The following is a 19,681-nucleotide window of genomic DNA, read 5'->3' as shown; positions in this document are numbered from 1 at the left end:
ATCACGGTTCCTTTGGGCATACCGGTTAAAAGATCGGACGACAGCGACTGTTAATGAAGCACTAACTAAGTTCCTAACCACTTTTAATGGTCCGGTGCACAGCTTTACTGTGGACCGTGGCACTGAGTTTAGTGGGCTAGTATCACTTGAATCACAATATGGTATTAAGACCTATTACTGCCATGCTTATACGCCAGCTGAACGTGGTAGTAATGAACGCTTTAATCGGAATTTACGTTATTTTTATCCTAAAGGGACTTATTTTGAGCACATTAGTGCTCAAGATTTAACGACGACGTTACTCCAAATTAACCAGCGACCGCTTAAAATACTCGACTGGCAAACACCGTATCAGGTTATGCTGACAAATTTGTCCAAAAATTCGGATTAAATTTGCAATCTACCAATAAAAGGGATTCTTTTGCTGAATAGCTAAAAGAAATCCTGATGCCATTGATAAAATATGCGCGCTCAAGTCGCTAATGGTTAACAATTTAATCAAATTTGAATTACATGTGTTTCTCTATATGGTCTGATACGATGTTTTTTGGTGGGGATAGATAGAGCATCGTTTCCAACTAAAATTTGATTAGAGTGATTTGAGATTCAACTTAGGATTCCTTGCAGTTGCCAAAATACCTAACGCTGGTAACAAGACTCGTTATAATTATGTTAAAGTTCGTTAATATCTGTTAATGTTGAACAGCCCCCTTCCGAGGTGGTTGTTTTTATAAAGAAAGGGTTTCTTGTTTTGCAAAAAGTCAGACGTTTATCAATTATTGTGACCGCAATATCATTTTGTTTGTTGATTGTGATATTTTCCTTACAGACAGGTAGAAACTATATTTCTACATTGGCGCGTCCCTACAATATCACTTCTCTCGATGCCGGCACTTCGATTAATGTGGTAAATCATCATTTAGCTAAATTTGCTAATGAACGCAAAATTAATATTGTGAAAGTTTTTAATGTGCCAACAACTGAGAATGTTCCTCGAACTAAATTTTATGTTATCGGCAGTACAAGAAAATTTTCGAAGTCTTTAATTTCGAAGCAATCAATTGCAAGCAAACAAGAATTTGAAACCAGTGACTTAAGATATCCACTCTATTTCTTCGGCAACATTTCCAGTACCGCTGTTGCTAAAGAACTTCACAGATTGGGACTGCACTATAAACGTGATAGTGGCAATTGGAATACAATTATTTATAATTTTTTAAGTGATAATTATTTTGCTGTTTTTTTAATCTTACTATTGCTTATTTTATTGGTTGTTTTCATCGTAGCTAATTTTAAACGTTTGCGTGCTTCTAATATTGCTTACTTAGAAGGCGTTTCAAAATTTCAGGATGCTTGGAAATATTTCATTCATGATCAAATTGTTTTTTTAATTACTTTCGTTCCTGGTTTTTAATTGTTGTGATTACGATGTTTTCCTATCGAGTAATGGGTGTTATGCCGTTAACAGTCTATTTTGCTGTTCTTTTAATTTTTGCTGAAATTCTTGTCAGTGTCTTTGCCTTTTTATTCCACATGGCATCACATAGTACTAATAGTTTGCAAAACAGTATTAAAGGTGAAGGAAAAAGTACTTTAATACTTGTTACCAGTATTTGTTTTAAGGCCATTACGGAGCTAACGATTATTGTCACGCTAATGCTGCTGCTAGGCCAGTTTGCAATTAACAGTCGTATGGAGAAACAATTATCAAACTGGCAGCATTTGGGAAATTATTACACGCCGTATTTTTCGCCATATGCCTTGCTCGATAATGAACAGGACCAGGAGGACAAGGCTGCTTACCGGCTGGTGAACTGGTCAGAAAAGCACAAAGGTATCATGCGAGTTATGGGGCTTACGAATCAACAGGCAAAACCTCTAACGATTATGATGATGTCGATTTTGGTAATGTCCTTATTGTTAATGCCGAATATTTGAAGAAAAATAAAATTTTAACTGCTAGTGGTCATCGCTTAAGCATACCTGCACAAAGTGAAAATAGTTACTTTCTTTTTCCTGAAAAACTGAAGTCTCAAAGCGATCGTCTCTCAAAAAATTATTTTGACCAACTGCCAATGGCTCAAATTTCCAAACTGTATGGCAGGGAACTGAACTATAAAAAAATTATGATTAAAAATGGACAACGGGCGTTTACTTATAACACAGAAGGCATCGATTTCGGTTTTTACGATGGTTATGTTAAAGAACCGGTTATATTGGTACTATCCACAGTTTCTCTTGGCGGCGATAACGAAGATGCCGATCATTACTGGGATTCGTTGATTTCAAAACAGGGACTGGTTGTATCAAACTATCATGCTTTGGCCGAACAAGCCCAAAAGCGACATATTAGTCGTCAAATTGGTGGTTACTTGAATATTCGAAGTCATGCTTTACAGGCTTATCAGCAGGTCAGACAGCATTTAGTTTTGTTGTTGTCCGTCTTGGCTATTTTGATTTTGATGCTGTTCATAAATTATATCCTGGTTAACCAAATATATTTCTCAAATTATGATAGAAAGATTGCTATTCGCAGACTATCTGGAAGATACTTGGCGCGTATTCATTTTCTCTTTACTTTAGTTTGCCTGTCGGTAACAGTTTTGGAAGGAATGTTTGCTGCATCCATATATAATGGTTACAATAATCGGGCTTTAATTTCGGGTGTAATCGCATCCATGACAATCTTCCAATTATTATTGTTAATCATACAAGCTTTACGTGCTGATCATAGAATCAGCCAAGCAATCAAAGGAGAAGACTGATGATTAGAGTTGAACAAGGAGAAAAAAAGTATCAAGGTGATCGCAGTCTTTTGACGAATGTCAACTGCAATTTTCATAGTGGTAATCTCTATGCACTTACCGGCCCATCCGGTATTGGAAAATCGACAATCCTTGATTGCCTAGCCAAATTAAATTATTTTACTTCGGGTGACATTTGGGTTGACGATATCAATTTAGATGACATTAAGCCACTAGGTTATTTCAGGAATTATTTAGGTTATCTTTTTCAAAATTATGCACTGATTGAAGAAGACAGTGTTCAGCGTAATCTCAATATTAGCAGACGTTTTCCTAAACAGGATTTGGTCTCTGCCTTGGATCATTTCTCATTGGATGAATCCTATTTGAAGCGTAAATTTTTTACTTTATCGGGTGGCGAAGCGCAGCGGGTTGCGCTGGCACGTCTTTATTTAAAAAATCTAAAAATTGTTTTAGCCGATGAGCCAACTGATGCGCTTGATTTTCAAAACACACAGATCGTTGTGCAAAGTCTTCGTCATCTGGCCGATATGGGTAAAATTGTGATTGTTGCAACACATGACCGCTTTGTAGCTGGACAGGCCGATCAAGTAATTGATGTCAGTCAATATAGTCCCCATTAACTTAAAAAGGAGCACTTTTGTGCTCCTTTTTAAGTTAATAGCCGATCTAAATCGTGGGCGATAGGGGTTTGTATGATTTTTTTTATTTGGGATAAGTCTTTGGTTTGTGCCATGGCCCACATCAATTTAGCCACAATGGCTTCGGTGTTCATATCTCCGGATGTAATTCCGCCGGCTGCCGCTACTTTTTGACCAACTTCGTAGAGGCTGATATCTTGGCCTTCATTCATAATCTGAGTTGTAATAATTACCGGTAAATTAGCGTTGGATAGACTTTTTACACCAGAAACCAAGTCGCGTCCGATATCCGGCAAACCACCGTTTCCAAAACTCTCAACGATTAAACCGGCTTTTTCTTTCAAAACAAAATCAAAGAAGTTGGCCGATAAACCTGGGAAAGCTTTTAATAAATACACATTTGTATCGAGAGAGAATTTTGTTTTGAAGGCTGCGGGATTGAAAGTGGGATTATATTTTTTCTCCAGCTGATTATTTTCAACCTTTGCGACAACTGGGAAATTAATGCTGGCAAAAGCATCAAATGAATGAGATTTAACTTTTACTGCTCTCGTCCCGGCAATCACTTGACCATCAAAGACTAAATAAACTCCGGGAAAATCCGCTTTTGAAGCAACAGTTAAAGCGTCGGCGATGTTTCTTTTGGCGTCGGTGTGTTCAAAGGAGAGAGGAATTTGCGAACCGGTCAAAACAATGGTCTTTTTCAAATCATTTAATAAATAAGAAAGAGCGGAAGCTGTATAGGCCATCGTGTCGGTTCCATGAGTGATGATATAAGCGTCAAATTTTGGGTGTTCTAAAATCTGTCTACCAATTGTCAACCAGTCTTCTGGTTGGATATTGGTTGAATCTTTATCCATAGTTGGAATAAATTCAATCTCGTTATCGGCCCGATCAAAAAAAGAAGATAATTGCTCAATTGTCATTCCTGGTGCCAAACCGTTTTTTTGAGGTGTTGAGCTAATTGTCCCACCGGTTGCTAAAACAAGGATTCTCTTCATAAAAATATTCTAAGCTTTTATTTTTGATTGAACAAAATTTGAAAGCCAAGTTAATAAGGTAATCATAACCAAATAGATGATTGCTACAATTGCCCAAATTTGAAAACCTTGCTGGGTCCTGGCAACAATTAAATTACCTGTCTGAGTCAGCTCAACGAGGCCGATCGCTTGAAGAATCGAAGTATCCTTCAAGGTAATGATGAACTGGTTGATCAAACTCGGAACCGTGATTCTCATTCCTTGGGGCATAACGACATAACGCATTGCTTGCCAGTAACTCAGTCCATTGGAACGGGCTGCTTCCATCTGCCCTTTGTCAACGGACAAAAAGCCCCCTTTAACAAAAGCACCTGTGTAGGCACCCTCGTTGAGCGTCAATGTCAAAATACCGGCGACAAAAGCAGGAATCTTGACATTTAAAAGGTGTGGAAGACCAATATAAATAAAGAAAGCCAGAACCAAGAGCGGCAAACCACGAAAAATGTAAATAATTATGTTGGAAAAAGTACGAAGAATTTTAGATTCGGCAACCCCTAAGACTCCCATGAGAATTCCCCAAATCGAGGCTAAAATTATTCCTACAACTGTTAATTTGATTGTTTCGATTACTCCGTTAACGAAACTTGGCCAGTTTTGTTTCAATAGGTACCAAATTGAAGAAGAATTTTCAGTACTTGCTGAATTGCTGGAGATCTTTTTTTGACTTTCACCGAGATATTTTTTGACGATTTTATCATAAGTACCATCTTTTTTGATTGAAGCCAAACCACGATTGAAGGCTTTCAAAAGCGCTTCATTCTTTCCTTTTTTAACGGCGAAACCATAGTAGCCAGCATTTCCAATCTTATTACTTGGAATTTTTAACTGCAGACCATTTTTGATCGCATATTTCATAACGGATTGATCCTCGAAGGTAGCGGCTGAATTTCCGACTACGACATCGTTGTACATAGTATTGGAATCACTGAAATAAGTAATTTTAAAGCCGTATTTCTTCTGTAGACTTTTGGCGTAATCCGCTGAAGCAGTCCCCGTCTTCAAAGCGACGGTCTTGCCTTTGAGTTGAGAAAGTTTCGTAATATGTGATTTTTTTGAAACTGCCCAAATAATTCCAGTTCGGTAATAGGGTTTGCTGAAATCATAAACTTTCTTTCTTTCAGATGTGATGGTCATGGCTGCGATTATCCCATCCATTTGTCCGGAAAGTACCATTTGAGCTCCCGAATTAAATGAGATCGGCTTTAAAGTCATCGTAAAGCCTTCTTTTTTGGCAATTGCTCTAATAATTTCGACATCTATACCGGTGTATGTACCGTTTTTCTTTTGAAACTCGAAAGGCGGATAGGTGACATCGGTTGTAATATTATAATGCGGTTTTTGTGCTGACGCTTCGACCGCAAAAATAGGAAAAATCATTAATAATATAAAAACAGAGCTAAATAATTTTGAAAGAAATTTATACAGTTTAAAATTTTATCATTAGAATAAGTAAAAAATATTTTTAATGTCAATTTTTCTGACAAGATTATCGAAAATCAAAAAAATAAAAACTTGCATTTTCAAACTGTACTAATTAATATAGTACACATGATAAAATTTGGGAGGGAAAATGCTTGAAAAGACTGCGAGTTTGTTAAGTGTCAAAGCAGTAAATAAAAATTTTGGTAATCGGAAAGTCTTGTTTGATGTTTCTTTTAATATAAAACCGGGTCGAATCGTTGGACTTATCGGTCCGAACGGGGCCGGAAAAACAACAATTATGAAGTCAATTGCCGGTTTGACCGGTTATCAAGGAACAATCGAAATTGATGGCCAAAAGGTTTCCAAAACACACACGGCGCCATTGAAGAAAGTCGGTTCCCTCATTGAAACTCCGGGAATCTACCCGTATATGTCTGGATATAGCAACCTGAAATTATACGCTCAGGGAACTTCTGCCGAAAATTTGGGCAAAATCATGGAACAGACAATGATTACCGAATTTGCTAATCGGAAGGCCAAGAAATATTCTCTCGGAATGAAACAGCGTCTTGGCGTTGCAATTGCAATGCTTGATAATCCGGAATTGATAATTTTGGATGAACCCATGAATGGTCTTGACCCACAATCAGTTCATTCTATGCGTGCTTTATTGCGCAGTCTTGCCGATCAGGGAGTTTCTGTTTTGATTAGTTCTCATATTTTAAGCGAATTGGAGCTGGTGGCCGACGACTTGGTAGTAGTCAATCATGGTCATATTTTATTCAATGGCACCAAAACGGATTTCTTTGCCAGCCAATCACATGGCAAAGAGGGATCGACAATTGTTTTGCAAACCGGAAATGATTCCAAAGCAGAAGATCTTTTAAAGACTTCGGGTTTTCAGACGACAACTGTCACAGAAGATTTGCAGGTCCTAACCGATCAAAAACATAATTTAAATAAATTGTTGCAGCAATTGGTGATGAATAAGATTGAAATAAAAGGTATCAGAGAGGAAAAACAAAGTTTGGAAGATTCATTTATTGATTTGATTAATGGGGGTGAAGAATAATGCAGGCAATCAGACAAGAGTTTTTTAAATCTTTTCATCGTTTGAATTATTTGGTTTATAGCCTTATCATATTTTTCACTCCAATTTTGGCTATGATTGCTTATTTATTGGCTGATCCAAGCCATGCTGAAGTAGATTTTGTTTACCATCACGGTTATTTTGATGCCTTTATTTTCATTTTCATGCTTGTCTCGTTTGGTTCGACACTCGCCGAAGAATTTCAATTCGATACGATCAAGGTGATTGTTTCCCGTGGCAATTCAAGAATGATTATCTTCTTTGCAAAAATTATTAAATTATTGTTTGATTATGTTCTTTGGTACTTGCTCGCTGTAGCGAGTTATCTTCTCTGTTGGCTGATCGTATTTTCTGGTAAAGATTTTGGCAAATCGATAACAGTCGCTAATAAAGGACTTGTATTCGTTTCAAGCGGACACGGGGAAATCACTTATATTTGGGAAAACTTTGTGACTTATCTTCTATATATATTCTTGATTGGTTCAATAGCCCTGATGCTTTCAAGTCTGTTGAAATCAAATTCGATCGCCATTGCATCGGCTTTTATAATTTGGTTGGGTGGCAGTATTGTTAGCAGCTTGCTATCAGCTTTTCTTTACAAACACTTTCACTTAATTAAATGGAATCCTTTTAATGTCAGTACTTATATTCAGCTTCAAGTATTTGACGGCTCCAAAGCTATGGCTCAGCTCTCGCACATTAGTCAAACGGGAATTATTAGCGCTTCGATTATTTGGACTTTAATATTTTTTACTATTGCTGGAGTCGTTTTTAATCGGCGCAACTTGTAAATTTACGGAGGCCAGATGGCAATAACTCAGAAAAGACCGATCTATCTACAATTAGTTGATCGAATTAAAAATGAAGTTGCAACTGACGTTTTATCTGCCAACGACCAGCTTCCGTCTGTTCGCGAAACAGCTTTACAAGAAAAAATTAACCCAAACACAGTGGCAAAAGCTTACAAGGAGCTTGAAGCCCAAAAAGTAATTCGAACGATTCCTGGTAAGGGTACTTTCATAACCGGTAATACAGCCAGTGTTAAAAATTCTAATCAAAATCGTTTGCTTGCCGATCTGTCTCAAGTGATTGCCGAATTAATAAAAAGCGGCGTCAAAGGAGAAAGAATCAAAAAAATTGTTAACGACATACTGGGAGGGAAGAATGCTGAAAATTGATAATCTAACGAAAACATTAGAGAACAAGAAAGTTATTTCCGGAATTAGCTTTTCGTTAAAACCTAGTCAAATTGTTGGTTTAATTGGACGTAATGGAGTCGGTAAGACGACTCTTTTTCGCTTGATTAGCGGAGAATATGTGCCTGACCAGGGCAGGGTTACTTCTGACGAATCCGCTGATGCCCGCTCAGAGATTTTTTATCTTGATTCGCCGGATAATTTTACAAATGCTTTTACAGCAAACCAGTTGGCACGAATTTTTAAAGTTAGTTATCCACAACTTGATATCGACTGGTTTAAAAACTTGCTTAAAACGAATAATCTTTCTCTTAATAAAAAACTTTCTGGTATGTCGAAGGGGCAACGTGGTTTAATATTGGCTATTTCTGCAATTACGAGTAAGTCCAAATATATTTTCCTTGACGAACCATTGGATGGCTTGGATTTGATTATCAGAGATCAGGTAAAACAAATGTTGATTACCGCTGTTTCCAATAGCGATACATCGGTTATGATTGCCTCCCACAATTTAGAGGAATTGGATTTTTTGGCTGATCGAATTATTTTATTAAAAAATGGGAAGATTGAAAAAGATTATTTGCCGGGTGAAGAACTAAAAACTGCCAACGTCGCTAAACTTCAGATGGTAATTGAAGGTGAATTACCGAAAGTCGTTTCGGAATGTGGGCATATTTTAGAAAAACGCGGGCATTTATATGTTGTTCTTTTTAAAGATTACAACAGTAAAGTAGCGTCTCGGATTAAACGAACCAAGGCCCAATACATTGAGCAATTGCCGGTTAATTCCGATGATATTTTTCGGGCCACTTTTGAAGAGGACTATCGTTTGCGTCAATCGGCGGGTAAGAGGACCAATAAATAATGAGACATTCAATCAAACTTTATTATCAATTGCGCTAGGTATCGATTTGGACAATTCTGGTAATTGTCACTATTTTCGGTTTGAGCAGTATGGCTTTAAATGATGCAAGCTGGTACCAGGCAAGAAACGCTTTTGACAGGCATTTCGACGCCCGTCATTATTACGATATACAAGACTATGCCAATAGTTTGGTTGGCACAAAAAAAGCCGAAAAATTAGTTAATGATTGGCAGAAAAAAGCAGCTTACGGCGATACAGAAAAATTCAAAGGAAATTCCCAATCCAACCAATTATTTCTTTATTTAAGTACTATCAATCCCAATTTTAATAATTCCACTAACAGTTATCGAAAAATGATTAAAATTCTTCCAAAAACTTTTGCCGGATTTAAAAAAGAGGTTCTTCAATACTACGGCGATCGGAAGGAATCTTCTGATAGTTCCTTGTCCGCTAGTATATATGTAAGCAACAACAGTGTAACTTCAATTGGAGGATCGAGTGCTAGTAATTACGTTCTTCTTCCGATAACTGCGAAAAGTTCAAAAAACGCCGGGCCCTTTAATAGAGATGGATTTTATGCCCAAGCTTTTAAATTTAATCAGTCGGATGGAATGAGTTCGGTATTATTGATTATCTTAATTGGAGCGATTTTTTTCTTGATTGATCAGACACACTGGATTAACGCATATATGTTGCAGCGTACAAAAAACGGTATTCAGGTTGCCTTGGCAAAAACTTTTTGGTTGTTTTTCCTTCCCTCTGTTTTAGCTATTTTCTGGGCGGTATTCGAATATTTGACAAAAATTCTTTTGATACCCGGTGAATTTATCAAGTTACATTTTTCCTGGCTGCTGCAAAATGAAATCATTGTTTTGGAGTTTGCGACAATTTTAGTCGCGGTTGGTTTGTTAATCGATTCTTTTGTCGGCACTATTTTTGGAAAATTCTACACTTTTTTTGCCGCTTGGTTCAGTGTCCTGCTGGCCTCAGCTATTTTGGCAGAATTTATACGTTTTCTGGCTTACCAATATAAATGGCATTTTCGAATCGACAATGGTCTGAGATCGTTTTTAAGCAAACTTTCAATTTATCCGATTTACTTATTGACGTTTTTCTTTATAATTTCAATTCCATTATTTATTCTGGCCATGTATTTTTATAAACATTATTCACTTGAAAGTGATACGAAATACGTTCGCTTCCCAAAGTTGAAGAAACCCTTCTTTATTTTTGTGGCTTTGTTGGCTTTTTGGGATTTCGCTTTTCCTATGATGCTCAGCTTATTTTCCCCATCGTATTTCTTTTCGATTACAAGCAATTTATCAACAACAATTTGGTGGATGGCCTGGGGTGTCGGCATCACGGCTTTTACCTGGTGGTTGATTTTTGGAAAACGTTTTTGGCTTTTAAAAAAGAGAACCCGCTAGAGATTTATTAATTGATTGAAAACAGGACCGGTAAAAATACCGATTCTGTTTTTTAATTTTTAATTAGAAAAATCTGTCTTGATTTCAAACCAGGCTGAAATTTATACCCTTTTGTCGAATAATTATTATCTCCTTATAAAATTGTTTGATTAAAAATCTATAATTGAAAACATGACAAAAGAAATATATTTGACCGGTGATCGTCCAACCGGAAAACTTCATATTGGACACTATGTCGGCTCTTTGAAAAATCGTGTTGAAATGCAAAACTCCGGTAATTATGATTCCTTTGTCATGATTGCCGATACGCAAGCTTTTACAGACAATGCCCGCGATCCGGAAAAAATTCGTAACAGTCTGACGGAAGTTGCTTTGGATTATTTGGCAGTTGGCCTGGATCCTAAAAAAACAACAATCTTTGTTCAATCACAGATTAAAGGCCTCTTTGAGTTGACTGAGTATTATATGAATTTGGTTTCGGTGGCACGTTTGCAAAGAAACCCGACTGTCAAAGCTGAGATTCAGCAAAAAGGTTTCGGCGAATCTGTTCCGGTCGGATTTTTTACCTATCCGGTCAGCCAAGCGGCTGACATTACCATTTTTCGTGCACAAAAAGTTCCTGCTGGTGATGACCAGGAACCGATGATTGAACAGGCTCGCGAATTGGTCCGTTCTTTTAATTCTGCTTATCATACTGATACACTTGTTGAACCGGAAGGTGTTTTTCCTCCAAACGGGCTTGGCCGAATTCCTGGTATTGACGGCAATGCAAAAATGTCCAAATCTTTAGGCAATGCGATCTATCTGTCCGATGATGAGGATGCCGTTGCTAAAAAAGTCAAGCAAATGTATACCGATCCCAAACATATTCGTGTTGAAGATCCGGGACATGTTGAGGGTAATGTTGTTTTTACCTATTTGGATATTTTTGATCCGGACAAGAAACATGTTGCCGATTTAAAAGATCGATACATGCATGGAGGACTTGGCGATATGAAGCTTAAGAAGCATTTGATTGATGTTCTTGAAAACGAACTCAAACCGATTAGAGAACGGCGGCAAATGTTTGCGCAAGATATTCCGGCTGTTTTGCAAATGCTTAAAAACGGTTCCGATCACGCTAATGAAGTTGCCGAGGCAACAATGACAAAAGTCCGTCGGGCAATCGGCGTAAACTATTTTGATGGCTTGAAATGACTAAATTTTATGAAAAAAACTATCAGGAACGGCTCGCTGAAATTGTCAGTGATCCAAGTTTGGCAAAAAGTTTCCAAGAGCAAGCTGTTTTTGAGCATGAGAAATTAATCGAGAACTATTTAACTGATTTTTCTCTGCCGGTGGGTGTCTTGTACAGACTGCAGGTCGATGGAAAAAAATATGTTGTTCCGATGGCGACAGAAGAGGCCAGCGTTGTTGCTGCGGCAAATAATGGATCGAAATATTTAGGGAATATTCAAACTGTTTATCAGACTCATTCACGTTTTGGACAGATTTTGGTGGTCGGCGATTTTGATCAGATAAATACGGTTTATCAAGCAAATCAAAAGCGGTTCAAAGAAATTGCAGACTCGGCTTACCCCTCAATTGTCAAACGAAACGGTGGTTTGCAGCAAATTCATTTTCGACAGTTGGATGGAAACCATTTTTCTTTTGATCTTTTAATTGATACAAAAGATGCGATGGGAGCAAATATTGTTAATACAATCCTTGAAAGTCTGGCTGACTTTTTACGTGCCAGAAATATTAGCGTGATTGCAGCGATTATTTCTAATTTACCGACGACGAGTATGACAGAATTAAAGGCGACCGTTTCCGGGATCGACCAATCGACGGCTAAAAAAATTGCCGATTTATCACATTTCGGTTTGATTGATCTACATCGGGCAGCGACGGATAATAAGGGCTTTCTCAATGGCGCGTCTTCGGTTGTTTTAGCAACCGGAAACGATTGGCGGGCTTTTGAGGCCGGAGCCCATGCTTATGCCGCAGTTGATGGGAATTATAAATCTTTTACCTCTTGGAAAATAAATTCTAAAAATCAATTGACTGCCAGTGTTAAATTGCCGGTTAGTCTGGGGATTGTCGGTGGAACGATTAATGGCTTAAAAAGCGCCCAAGCTGCTCTTCGCTTGCTTGATGTTAAAACGTCCGGCGAACTCGCGAAAGTCGTTTTGGCAACTGGTTTGGTACAAAATTTCGCCGCTTTAAAAGCTTTGGTTTCGGAGGGTATTCAAAAGGGACACATGAAAATGCAGCATCGCGCTGAAGGAGACGCTCATGCATAAAATCGATAGAAAAATTCCTAATATTATGGGTACGCAGCATCCTGATAATGCAGGCGTCCCTTTTTTTAAAGGCGATCAGAGTAAAAATCCCTTTATTACCGCCTATAAAGAGGTCGACGAGGCCTTCAATAATTTTGCTGTTTTGGATACTGATGAATATATGTGGGATTGGGAAGGCAAACACGCCGATGCGGCCGTAATCGATCGTTTGTATTCCGAACATTACGAGTATTTTAAAGGGCATCAACTTGGCCGCGACAAATTTCTGACTTTCCGCCTGCCGAATATCTGGGAAGAAAAAGGATACAGCCTGATGCAGGCAATGACAACAATGCTTTCAGCCGAAGATTTTGCCAGGGATCTGTCTTTTGAACAGCGTCCCTTGTTTGAAGCGATTTTGCCCATGGCGCAGACGTCCGAACAGTTAATCGAAATCGAAGACAAGTTTTCGAAATTAGCTCATTTTAAATCAGATGAATTTACAAGTGGCTCAAACAATACCGATCACATTGAAATGATTCCTTTATTCGAGGGATTTAAAACCCAATTGCATTCGCCAGAGATTTTAAAAGAGTATCTACAATTGTATGAACAGCGCACCGGTCAGTCTCTTCCTTATCTGCGTGTTTTTTTGGCTGGTTCCGATTCGGCTTTAAGTAATGGATTTATGAATTCTATTATTGGCAATAAACTTGCTTTGACTCGTTTGCATGAATTTTCCGATCAAAAGGATTTACCAATTTTTCCGATCGCCGGTACTGGTTCGACGATTTTCCGCGGGGGATTATCACCGAAATGGATTAAACGCTATCTGCAAGAGTTTCCCGGCTTAAAAACAGCAACTGTTCAATCAGCTTTTCGTTACGACTATCCGCTTAAGCAAGTACAATCAGCCATCAAAGAACTTCGTTCGGGCCTTCAAAACAATCAAGCTGTCTCGATGACAGATCGGGAACAAAACGTTTTAATTAATGTCGCCAAGAAATCAGCGGATTGTTATCACGAAACTCTCGATCAGCTGATCAATGATTTACAAAAAATTTTCGATGCTTTTCCAAAACGTCGCGATCGTCGTCAGCACATTGGCATTCTCGGTTATTCCCGACAGGTCGACGGTTACAAAATGCCTCGGGCAATCACCTTTACCGGTAGTTTATACTCGGTTGGGGTTCCACCGGAATTTATTGGTTTCGGTCGGGCTTTAATGAGCTTGAATGCTGAAGAACTGGCAATATTTACTCGTCATTATCCGAATTTAAGGAATGACTTTACTTTCCTGGCACATTATATTAGCGTGGATGCATTGGAGAGCTTAATTGCTAAAAATCCAGCTTGGTTGGAAGCAAAAAAAGATATTCAGGACCTGCAATCGATTCTTCAATTTGAGATTGGCCCAAGCAATGAAAAAGAAGAAGAACATTCTCGTTTGGCTTCCGACTTGGTTAAGATCTCCGATCCAACAACAAGAACGCTTTTGATTCAAAAACAAGCTGTCTTGAGGAACTTTTTAGGTTAATGCTTACTGATGAAATTCAAAATTTATTTAACAATGCAAAACGTATCGTTTTTATGACCGGGGCTGGCGTTTCAACCGCTTCGGGAATTCCCGATTATCGGAGCAAAGGAGGGCTTTATACAACGAGCGCCTTGGACAGGCCGGAATATTTATTGAGCCACACCTGTTTTCAAAAAGACCCGGAACGGCAATACAAATTCATGAAAGAAAATATGTATTTTCCTGATGCTAAACCAAACGCGATCCATCGGAAAATGGCCGAATTTGTTAAAGCCGGTAAGGCACGCGTTATTACACAAAACGTTGACGGCTTGCATACAAAACTGGACCCTTCAACTATCGAATTTCATGGTTCTTTGTATCGTATTTACGCCCCGGTCGATCAAAAGTCAGCGAATGTCGACGATTATTTGAAGTCGATGTACAGGGCATCGGATCATGCTGTTTTACGCCCCGACATAACTTTTTACGAAGAAATGCCTCAGCATGTTCAAGAAGCAGTTGAGACAGTCTCCAAAGCCGATTTACTTGTTATAGTCGGTACAAGCTTTCAGGTTTATCCTTTTGCCGGTTTGATCGATTATGCACCGGCTGATGCGGATAAAATCGCCATTAACATGGAACGAATTAATACAACTGCCCCCATTCGACAAATCATTGGCGATGCAACAAAATTCTTTTCCGAGTTGATCTCGCATTAGTATTAAGTTATGGATCAGGAGAGTTTTTTTCAGAGGGGTAAATCGAACAATAAATATTGGTTTGGCATTTCAATCAATTTGTTGTTCATTGTTTTTGAAGTTATTTGTGGTGTTTTTGCCGGTTCTTTGGCGCTCGTAACTGATGCGATTCACAATCTGGGGGATGTTCTCGGTTTGGTGATTGCATTCGTGGCGGTTATTTTGATTAAACGCAAACCGACCAAACACCATACCTATGGTTTTTATAACACAACAATTTTGGCAGCTTTTACCAATTCTTTGATTTTGGTCGCCAGTTTGGCAATTGTAATTTGGGAAGCTTTTTTGCGTCTAATGAATCCGGAAGATCATGTTGATGGCTGGATTGTTGTTATCGTGGCCTTAACTGGTGTTGCAATCAATGGCTTGACTGCTTATATTTTCCACAGAGGGTCAAAACGGGACTTAAATGAAAAAGCCAATTATTGGCATTTTTTTGCCGATGCTTTGATTAGTCTTTGCGTTGTTTTTGCTGGTTTTATAATTAATTTTACCAACTGGGTGATCCTTGATCCCCTGGTTTCAATTTTTGCCGCTGTCTTCATTCTTTTTGAGTCATGGCGCGTTCTCTGCCATGCTTTTAGTTTAGTGACGAACGGCGTTCCCGACAATATTAGTGAAAATGAAGTTGAGAAATATCTTTTAAGCTTTCCGGAAATCGAAAAAATCAATGATGTTCATATTTGGGCTTTATCGACTACGGAAGTTGCTATTTCGGCTCATTTACAATGCAATCGACCGGCTGATTACATGAAAATTCTCGACGATGCCACCGATGGTTTGCGAAAGAAATTCGATATCGATCACGTCACTTTGCAATTGGAAACCAGCGATAAAAAGCACAAGGAATCGAAAATATAGATAATTTAGCGAAAAATTGCCTTTTTTAGGCTTTTTTTATTGTATAGTGAGTTTGGTTAGTTTTTATTTATCAGCTACCCACATCCAAGTGGATTGACAGATATGATAAACAGGAAATAGCCAGATTTATTTTGATTAAAAGATTCAAATTTTCTATTAAAAATTTTTTAATAGTTCTTTTTTGATTGATTCTTTTAGAAATGAGAGGTTTTATTTATCATGAGCGAAAATGCTGAAGGCAAAACTCGCAGGAATCATGGCTTGATCCATTATGCGAATGGTCCTTCTTTGGAGGAAATTAACGGCACTGTCAAGGTACCAAAAGGACGTGGTTTTTGGCGAACCCTGTTTGCTTATTCGGGTCCCGGAGCACTTGTAGCGGTTGGATATATGGATCCTGGTAATTGGTCGACTTCTATTACTGGTGGCCAAAATTTTCAATATCTGCTGATGTCAACTATTCTGATTTCAAGCCTGATTGCAATGCTTCTGCAATATATGGCCGCGAAGTTGGGAATTGTTTCTCAAATGGATTTGGCCCAGGCAATTCGTGCTCGGACTAGCAAATCACTGGGAATTGTACTCTGGATTATGACTGAATTGGCAATTATGGCGACCGATATCGCCGAAGTCATCGGGGCTGCGATCGCCTTGTATTTGTTGTTCCATATTCCATTAGTTATTGCGGTTTTCATAACAGTTTTCGATGTTCTTTTACTTTTATTGTTGACGAAAATCGGTTTTCGAAAGATTGAAGCAATCGTGGTGGCTTTGATTCTTGTAATTCTATTTGTATTTGTTTATCAGGTGGCTCTCTCCGATCCTAATTGGAGTGGGGTCATTGCGGGACTTGTCCCAAGCGCAAAAGCATTTGCAACTTCGCCGCATATTGGTGGGCAGACACCGTTAACCGGTTCCTTGGGAATTATTGGTGCAACCGTTATGCCCCATAATTTATACTTGCATTCGGCTATTTCGCAGACCCGTAAGATTGATCACAATGATGAGGAAGATGTTGCCCGGACAGTTCGTTTTTCCAGCTGGGATTCAAATATCCAACTGACGGCCGCTTTTTTTGTTAATGCACTGCTTTTAATCATGGGTGTTGCTGTCTTTAAATCCGGAGCTGTTAAAGATCCTTCCTTTTTCGGTTTGTTTGAGGCCTTGTCCGATACATCGACTTTAAGTAATGGCATTTTAATCAGTGTTGCAAAAACCGGTATTTTATCTACTTTGTTTGCCGTCGCTCTGCTTGCTTCCGGGCAAAATTCGACAATTACCGGAACTTTAACCGGCCAGGTTATTATGGAAGGCTTTGTTCATATGAAAATGCCCTTATGGTTGCGTCGTTTGGTAACCCGTTTGATTTCTGTTATTCCGGTTTTGATTTGTGTCTCGATGACTAGTGGACAAAGTGCTATCAATGAGCACGAAGCTTTAAATACTTTAATGAACAATTCGCAGGTCTTTTTAGCTTTTGCATTGCCGTTTTCAATGCTGCCCCTTTTAATGTTTACGGATAGTGATATTGAAATGGGAAGGCGTTTTAAAAACACAATGTGGGTTAAAGTCCTTGGCTGGATTTCAGTTCTTAGCCTGACTTTACTAAATTTGATCAATCTGCCTGGAGCTAATGGACAGATTGCTGCCTTCTTTGGTGACAATGCCACTAAATCTCAGTTATTTTTGGCTAACATCATTGCTTATGCTTTGATTGTTGCGATTATAGCTTTGTTGGTTTGGACGATTGTCGAAATATTAAAAGGCAATAAACGTTATCAACTAGAAAATCATTCGGTTGTCGGTGTCGAAGATTAAGAGATTTTTGAAAAACTTGAGAATCGTGATTTTATTTTTACTAGGCGGATACAAAAAGATATAAAACTGAATAAAAATTACTTAAGAAAGGTATTAGAATGTCTGAAAAACCAATAGATAAAGTTTTTAATAGGATTCTCGTGGGGGTCGATGATTCAGCCGATGCGCAGTTAGCCTTTCGATACGCAGTCAGGAGAGCTGTTAAAGACAATGCGACTTTAATCATTACTTCTATTTTGGAGAATGATGAAATGAATGTCTATCAAGCTTTGACGAAAGATTATGTCCACGGAGAACGTTATGAATTGGTCGAACATTTAAAAAAATACCGGGATATAGCCGCCAAAGCCGGTGTAAAGGATATTAAGGAAATCGTTGATGAAGGCAATGCTGGAGAAACAATCGTTAAAAATGTTATTCCGGCGGTGAAAGCCGATCTCTTGATTATTGGCTCACTTTCAAAAAAGGGAATTAGTAAATATTTTGGTTCACAAGCTGCTTATATGGCTAAATATGCGCCAATTTCTGTCTTAATTATCCGATAAGATTCAAAATAGAGATTAAGTTTTTAAAATAAAATGGATGCTCAATCCATTTTTATTTATATGGAGAGAAATATGAATTTAGCTGAGAAGATAAATGTTGTCCGGGCGAGTGTGATGGGGGCAAATGATGGCATCATTTCAGTAGCTGGGATTGTTTTGGGTGTCTTTGCCGCGACTCAGGGTCGTACTAATGATAATTGGGTAATTTTTGTTGCCGGATTTTCCGGGACAATTGCCGGCATGATTTCGATGGCAGCTGGAGAATATGTCTCTGTACATGGGCAACGTGATGCCGAAAATGCTGCGATTGAAAAAGAAGAAATTGCTAATCAGGAATCTTTTAATCAACAAATTTCTTTGGTAAAAGATTTTTTAATTAAAGACGACATTTCAAAAGAACTCGCTCAAAGGGCTGCCAGCGAAATGATGAAGACCAAGCCGATTGAAACAGCTGTCCGCGTTAAACACGGATTTAATATTAGCGATAAAATAAATCCTTATCATGCCGCTTTGGCTTCTTTTATTAGTTTCCCGATTGGTGCTACCCTGCCAATGTTGGCAATTTTAATGGTTAACCGTTCTTATAAGGTTGCTTCGACCTATTTTGGGGTACTGCTTGCCTTGATAATTACTGGATATCTGGCTGCTCGGATTGGCAACAATGACCGAAAAAAAGGTATTACTAGAAATGTCCTTTCCGGTTTATTTACAATGACAGCTACATACTTAATTGGAAGGTTGCTGCATAAATGAAAAATTCCAAAAACAAGCAGACTTTAGAGCAGCGTTTAAACAAGATTAGAGCTGGTGTCCTTGGTTCCAATGATGGGATTCTAACGGTTGTCGGCGTTCTATTTTCAACGGCTGCAGCAACGAGTAATAATTTTTTAATTCTGGTTGCAGGCTTTTCCGATTTGTTATCCTGCGCTTTTTCGATGGCAGCTGGAGAATATGCCTCCGTCTCTGCGCAACGCGAGATCGAAAGAGCTGTTATTAAAATTGAACAAAGGAAAATTGATCGTGACAAAAATTATGCACGTAAAACGATCGCTAGAAACTACATCAGTTGGGGAGTTAACAGAGAAACTGCATATTTTATTGCTGATGAATTGATTCAAAAACATGAGATTGAGTCGCTTGTTTCCGCTAAATATACTTTAAAAATCGGCGAGTATGTAAATCCATGGGGGGCGGCTTTTAGCTCTTTGATTAGTGCTGCTTTGGGTGGTTTGTTTCCACTACTGGCAATGCTTTTATTGCCGGGCCATCTCAAATTTGCCGGAACAATCGTTGCAACGACTTTTGCTGTTGCTCTTACTGGAAGTTTGGCAGCCAAACTTGGCGAGTTTCATTTGCGGCCGGCAATTATTCGAAATATTGTGATCGGACTGATAACTGTTGCAATTCACTACTATATTGGAAAACTTTTTTGATTCTCAGGAGTGCTTATACGATAATTTAACTTGGGAA

The 19,681-nt window shown here is 38.5% G+C and carries 20 protein-coding genes and 1 pseudogene; 19 read left to right on the top strand and 2 right to left on the bottom strand.

The genetic code is table 11. The features are described 5' to 3' along the window. From A3G9_RS1000000110035 to A3G9_RS0108740, 5 genes and pseudogenes are all read left to right on the top strand, one after another. Positions 1-391 (top strand): annotated as a pseudogene (locus A3G9_RS1000000110035) (IS30-like element ISLpl1 family transposase); the annotation flags it as partial. A gap of 462 nt (positions 392-853) precedes the next feature. Beyond that, the gene (locus A3G9_RS0108755) at positions 854-1,414 is read left to right on the top strand and encodes a hypothetical protein (RefSeq protein WP_002819679.1); all 561 of its coding nucleotides are present in this window, start codon (positions 854-856) and stop codon (positions 1,412-1,414) included. 14 nt (positions 1,415-1,428) lie between these two features. Continuing rightward, entirely contained in the window at positions 1,429-1,938 is a 510-nt protein-coding gene (locus A3G9_RS0108750) for a hypothetical protein (protein ID WP_032807905.1), read from the top strand. Continuing rightward, a complete protein-coding gene (locus A3G9_RS0108745; protein ID WP_002819677.1) occupies positions 1,935-2,765 on the top strand; it encodes a hypothetical protein in 831 nt (276 codons plus the stop codon). The genes A3G9_RS0108750 and A3G9_RS0108745 overlap by 4 nt, the downstream gene beginning before the upstream one ends. Further along, positions 2,765-3,388 (top strand): ATP-binding cassette domain-containing protein, encoded by a 624-nt coding sequence (locus A3G9_RS0108740; protein ID WP_002817739.1) that lies wholly within the window; start codon positions 2,765-2,767, stop codon positions 3,386-3,388. Before A3G9_RS0108745 ends, A3G9_RS0108740 begins: the two co-directional genes overlap by 1 nt. Positions 3,389-3,417: 29 nt before the next feature. On the opposite strand, the gene A3G9_RS0108735 is transcribed toward A3G9_RS0108740, so the two are convergent. Further along, a complete protein-coding gene (locus tag A3G9_RS0108735; protein ID WP_002817738.1) occupies positions 3,418-4,407 on the bottom strand; it encodes an asparaginase in 990 nt (329 codons plus the stop codon). Between the two features lie 9 nt (positions 4,408-4,416). Then, positions 4,417-5,823 (bottom strand): ABC transporter substrate-binding protein/permease, encoded by a 1,407-nt coding sequence (locus A3G9_RS0108730; protein ID WP_002821460.1) that lies wholly within the window; start codon positions 5,821-5,823, stop codon positions 4,417-4,419. Positions 5,824-6,016: 193 nt separating this feature from the next. Between A3G9_RS0108730 and A3G9_RS0108725 the strand changes: the two genes are divergently transcribed. The 14 genes from A3G9_RS0108725 to A3G9_RS0108660 all read left to right on the top strand — a co-directional run bounded on the left by A3G9_RS0108725 (position 6,017) and on the right by A3G9_RS0108660 (position 19,644). Continuing rightward, complete coding sequence (locus A3G9_RS0108725; RefSeq protein WP_002819672.1) at positions 6,017-6,940, top strand: ABC transporter ATP-binding protein; 924 nt, start codon at positions 6,017-6,019, stop codon at positions 6,938-6,940. Then, positions 6,940-7,749, top strand: a complete 810-nt coding sequence (locus A3G9_RS0108720) for an ABC transporter permease subunit (protein ID WP_002817735.1) — start codon at positions 6,940-6,942, stop codon at positions 7,747-7,749. The genes A3G9_RS0108725 and A3G9_RS0108720 overlap by 1 nt, the downstream gene beginning before the upstream one ends. Positions 7,750-7,764: 15 nt before the next feature. After that, positions 7,765-8,136, top strand: a complete 372-nt coding sequence (locus A3G9_RS0108715) for a GntR family transcriptional regulator (protein WP_002819670.1) — start codon at positions 7,765-7,767, stop codon at positions 8,134-8,136. After that, complete coding sequence (locus A3G9_RS0108710) at positions 8,123-9,019, top strand: ATP-binding cassette domain-containing protein (RefSeq protein WP_002819668.1); 897 nt, start codon at positions 8,123-8,125, stop codon at positions 9,017-9,019. The genes A3G9_RS0108715 and A3G9_RS0108710 overlap by 14 nt, the downstream gene beginning before the upstream one ends. Before the next feature lie 89 nt (positions 9,020-9,108). Beyond that, positions 9,109-10,446 carry a hypothetical protein gene (locus A3G9_RS0108705; protein ID WP_002819667.1) on the top strand — a complete coding sequence of 446 codons (1,338 nt, stop codon included), beginning with the start codon at positions 9,109-9,111 and terminating at the stop codon, positions 10,444-10,446. Positions 10,447-10,617: 171 nt separating this feature from the next. Continuing rightward, positions 10,618-11,643 carry a tryptophan--tRNA ligase gene (gene trpS / locus A3G9_RS0108700; RefSeq protein ID WP_002817733.1) on the top strand — a complete coding sequence of 342 codons (1,026 nt, stop codon included), beginning with the start codon at positions 10,618-10,620 and terminating at the stop codon, positions 11,641-11,643. Further along, on the top strand, positions 11,640-12,731 hold the full coding sequence (locus A3G9_RS0108695) for a hydroxymethylglutaryl-CoA reductase, degradative (protein ID WP_002819666.1): 1,092 nt from the start codon (positions 11,640-11,642) through the stop codon (positions 12,729-12,731). Before trpS ends, A3G9_RS0108695 begins: the two co-directional genes overlap by 4 nt. Continuing rightward, a complete protein-coding gene (gene ppcA, locus A3G9_RS0108690) occupies positions 12,724-14,247 on the top strand; it encodes a phosphoenolpyruvate carboxylase (protein WP_002821461.1) in 1,524 nt (507 codons plus the stop codon). The genes A3G9_RS0108695 and ppcA overlap by 8 nt, the downstream gene beginning before the upstream one ends. Next, positions 14,247-14,948: an NAD-dependent protein deacylase gene (locus tag A3G9_RS0108685; protein WP_002819664.1), complete on the top strand. Its 702-nt coding sequence runs from the start codon at positions 14,247-14,249 to the stop codon at positions 14,946-14,948. The genes ppcA and A3G9_RS0108685 overlap by 1 nt, the downstream gene beginning before the upstream one ends. 9 nt (positions 14,949-14,957) lie before the next feature. Then, positions 14,958-15,848, top strand: coding sequence for a cation diffusion facilitator family transporter (locus A3G9_RS0108680; protein WP_002819663.1), 891 nt, complete (start codon positions 14,958-14,960; stop codon positions 15,846-15,848). Positions 15,849-16,067: 219 nt separating this feature from the next. Then, positions 16,068-17,666 (top strand): Nramp family divalent metal transporter, encoded by a 1,599-nt coding sequence (locus A3G9_RS0108675; protein WP_002817728.1) that lies wholly within the window; start codon positions 16,068-16,070, stop codon positions 17,664-17,666. Between the two features lie 98 nt (positions 17,667-17,764). Further along, the gene (locus A3G9_RS0108670; protein ID WP_002820331.1) at positions 17,765-18,211 is read left to right on the top strand and encodes a universal stress protein; all 447 of its coding nucleotides are present in this window, start codon (positions 17,765-17,767) and stop codon (positions 18,209-18,211) included. 72 nt (positions 18,212-18,283) lie between these two features. Beyond that, complete coding sequence (locus A3G9_RS0108665; protein WP_002818299.1) at positions 18,284-18,964, top strand: VIT1/CCC1 transporter family protein; 681 nt, start codon at positions 18,284-18,286, stop codon at positions 18,962-18,964. Continuing rightward, positions 18,961-19,644, top strand: coding sequence for a VIT1/CCC1 transporter family protein (locus A3G9_RS0108660; RefSeq protein ID WP_002818298.1), 684 nt, complete (start codon positions 18,961-18,963; stop codon positions 19,642-19,644). The genes A3G9_RS0108665 and A3G9_RS0108660 overlap by 4 nt, the downstream gene beginning before the upstream one ends. Positions 19,645-19,681 lie beyond the last annotated feature (37 nt).

Origin of the sequence: Oenococcus oeni DSM 20252 = AWRIB129, from assembly GCF_000372485.1 — a bacterium.
In the GTDB taxonomy this organism is placed as follows: domain Bacteria; phylum Bacillota; class Bacilli; order Lactobacillales; family Lactobacillaceae; genus Oenococcus; species Oenococcus oeni.
Note: the sequence above shows the minus strand (reverse complement) of the source record. Positions and strands in the feature narration are given on the sequence as shown.

Excerpts from the sequence above, each read along its gene's own strand:
- A3G9_RS0108675 (WP_002817728.1), top strand. The coding sequence starts at position 16,068 with ATGAGCGAAAATGCTGAAGGCAAAACTCGCAGGAATCATGGCTTGATC.
- A3G9_RS0108715 (WP_002819670.1), top strand. The coding sequence starts at position 7,765 with ATGGCAATAACTCAGAAAAGACCGATCTATCTACAATTAGTTGATCGA.
- A3G9_RS0108730 (WP_002821460.1), bottom strand. The coding sequence starts at position 5,823 with ATGATTTTTCCTATTTTTGCGGTCGAAGCGTCAGCACAAAAACCGCAT.
- A3G9_RS0108735 (WP_002817738.1), bottom strand. The coding sequence starts at position 4,407 with ATGAAGAGAATCCTTGTTTTAGCAACCGGTGGGACAATTAGCTCAACA.
- A3G9_RS0108740 (WP_002817739.1), top strand. The coding sequence starts at position 2,765 with ATGATTAGAGTTGAACAAGGAGAAAAAAAGTATCAAGGTGATCGCAGT.
- A3G9_RS0108680 (WP_002819663.1), top strand. The coding sequence starts at position 14,958 with ATGGATCAGGAGAGTTTTTTTCAGAGGGGTAAATCGAACAATAAATAT.
- A3G9_RS0108705 (WP_002819667.1), top strand. The coding sequence starts at position 9,109 with ATGGCTTTAAATGATGCAAGCTGGTACCAGGCAAGAAACGCTTTTGAC.
- A3G9_RS0108660 (WP_002818298.1), top strand. The coding sequence starts at position 18,961 with ATGAAAAATTCCAAAAACAAGCAGACTTTAGAGCAGCGTTTAAACAAG.
- A3G9_RS0108695 (WP_002819666.1), top strand. The coding sequence starts at position 11,640 with ATGACTAAATTTTATGAAAAAAACTATCAGGAACGGCTCGCTGAAATT.
- A3G9_RS0108720 (WP_002817735.1), top strand. The coding sequence starts at position 6,940 with ATGCAGGCAATCAGACAAGAGTTTTTTAAATCTTTTCATCGTTTGAAT.
- A3G9_RS0108685 (WP_002819664.1), top strand. The coding sequence starts at position 14,247 with ATGCTTACTGATGAAATTCAAAATTTATTTAACAATGCAAAACGTATC.
- A3G9_RS0108725 (WP_002819672.1), top strand. The coding sequence starts at position 6,017 with ATGCTTGAAAAGACTGCGAGTTTGTTAAGTGTCAAAGCAGTAAATAAA.
- A3G9_RS0108670 (WP_002820331.1), top strand. The coding sequence starts at position 17,765 with ATGTCTGAAAAACCAATAGATAAAGTTTTTAATAGGATTCTCGTGGGG.
- ppcA (WP_002821461.1), top strand. The coding sequence starts at position 12,724 with ATGCATAAAATCGATAGAAAAATTCCTAATATTATGGGTACGCAGCAT.
- A3G9_RS0108710 (WP_002819668.1), top strand. The coding sequence starts at position 8,123 with ATGCTGAAAATTGATAATCTAACGAAAACATTAGAGAACAAGAAAGTT.
- A3G9_RS0108665 (WP_002818299.1), top strand. The coding sequence starts at position 18,284 with ATGAATTTAGCTGAGAAGATAAATGTTGTCCGGGCGAGTGTGATGGGG.
- A3G9_RS0108750 (WP_032807905.1), top strand. The coding sequence starts at position 1,429 with ATGTTTTCCTATCGAGTAATGGGTGTTATGCCGTTAACAGTCTATTTT.
- trpS (WP_002817733.1), top strand. The coding sequence starts at position 10,618 with ATGACAAAAGAAATATATTTGACCGGTGATCGTCCAACCGGAAAACTT.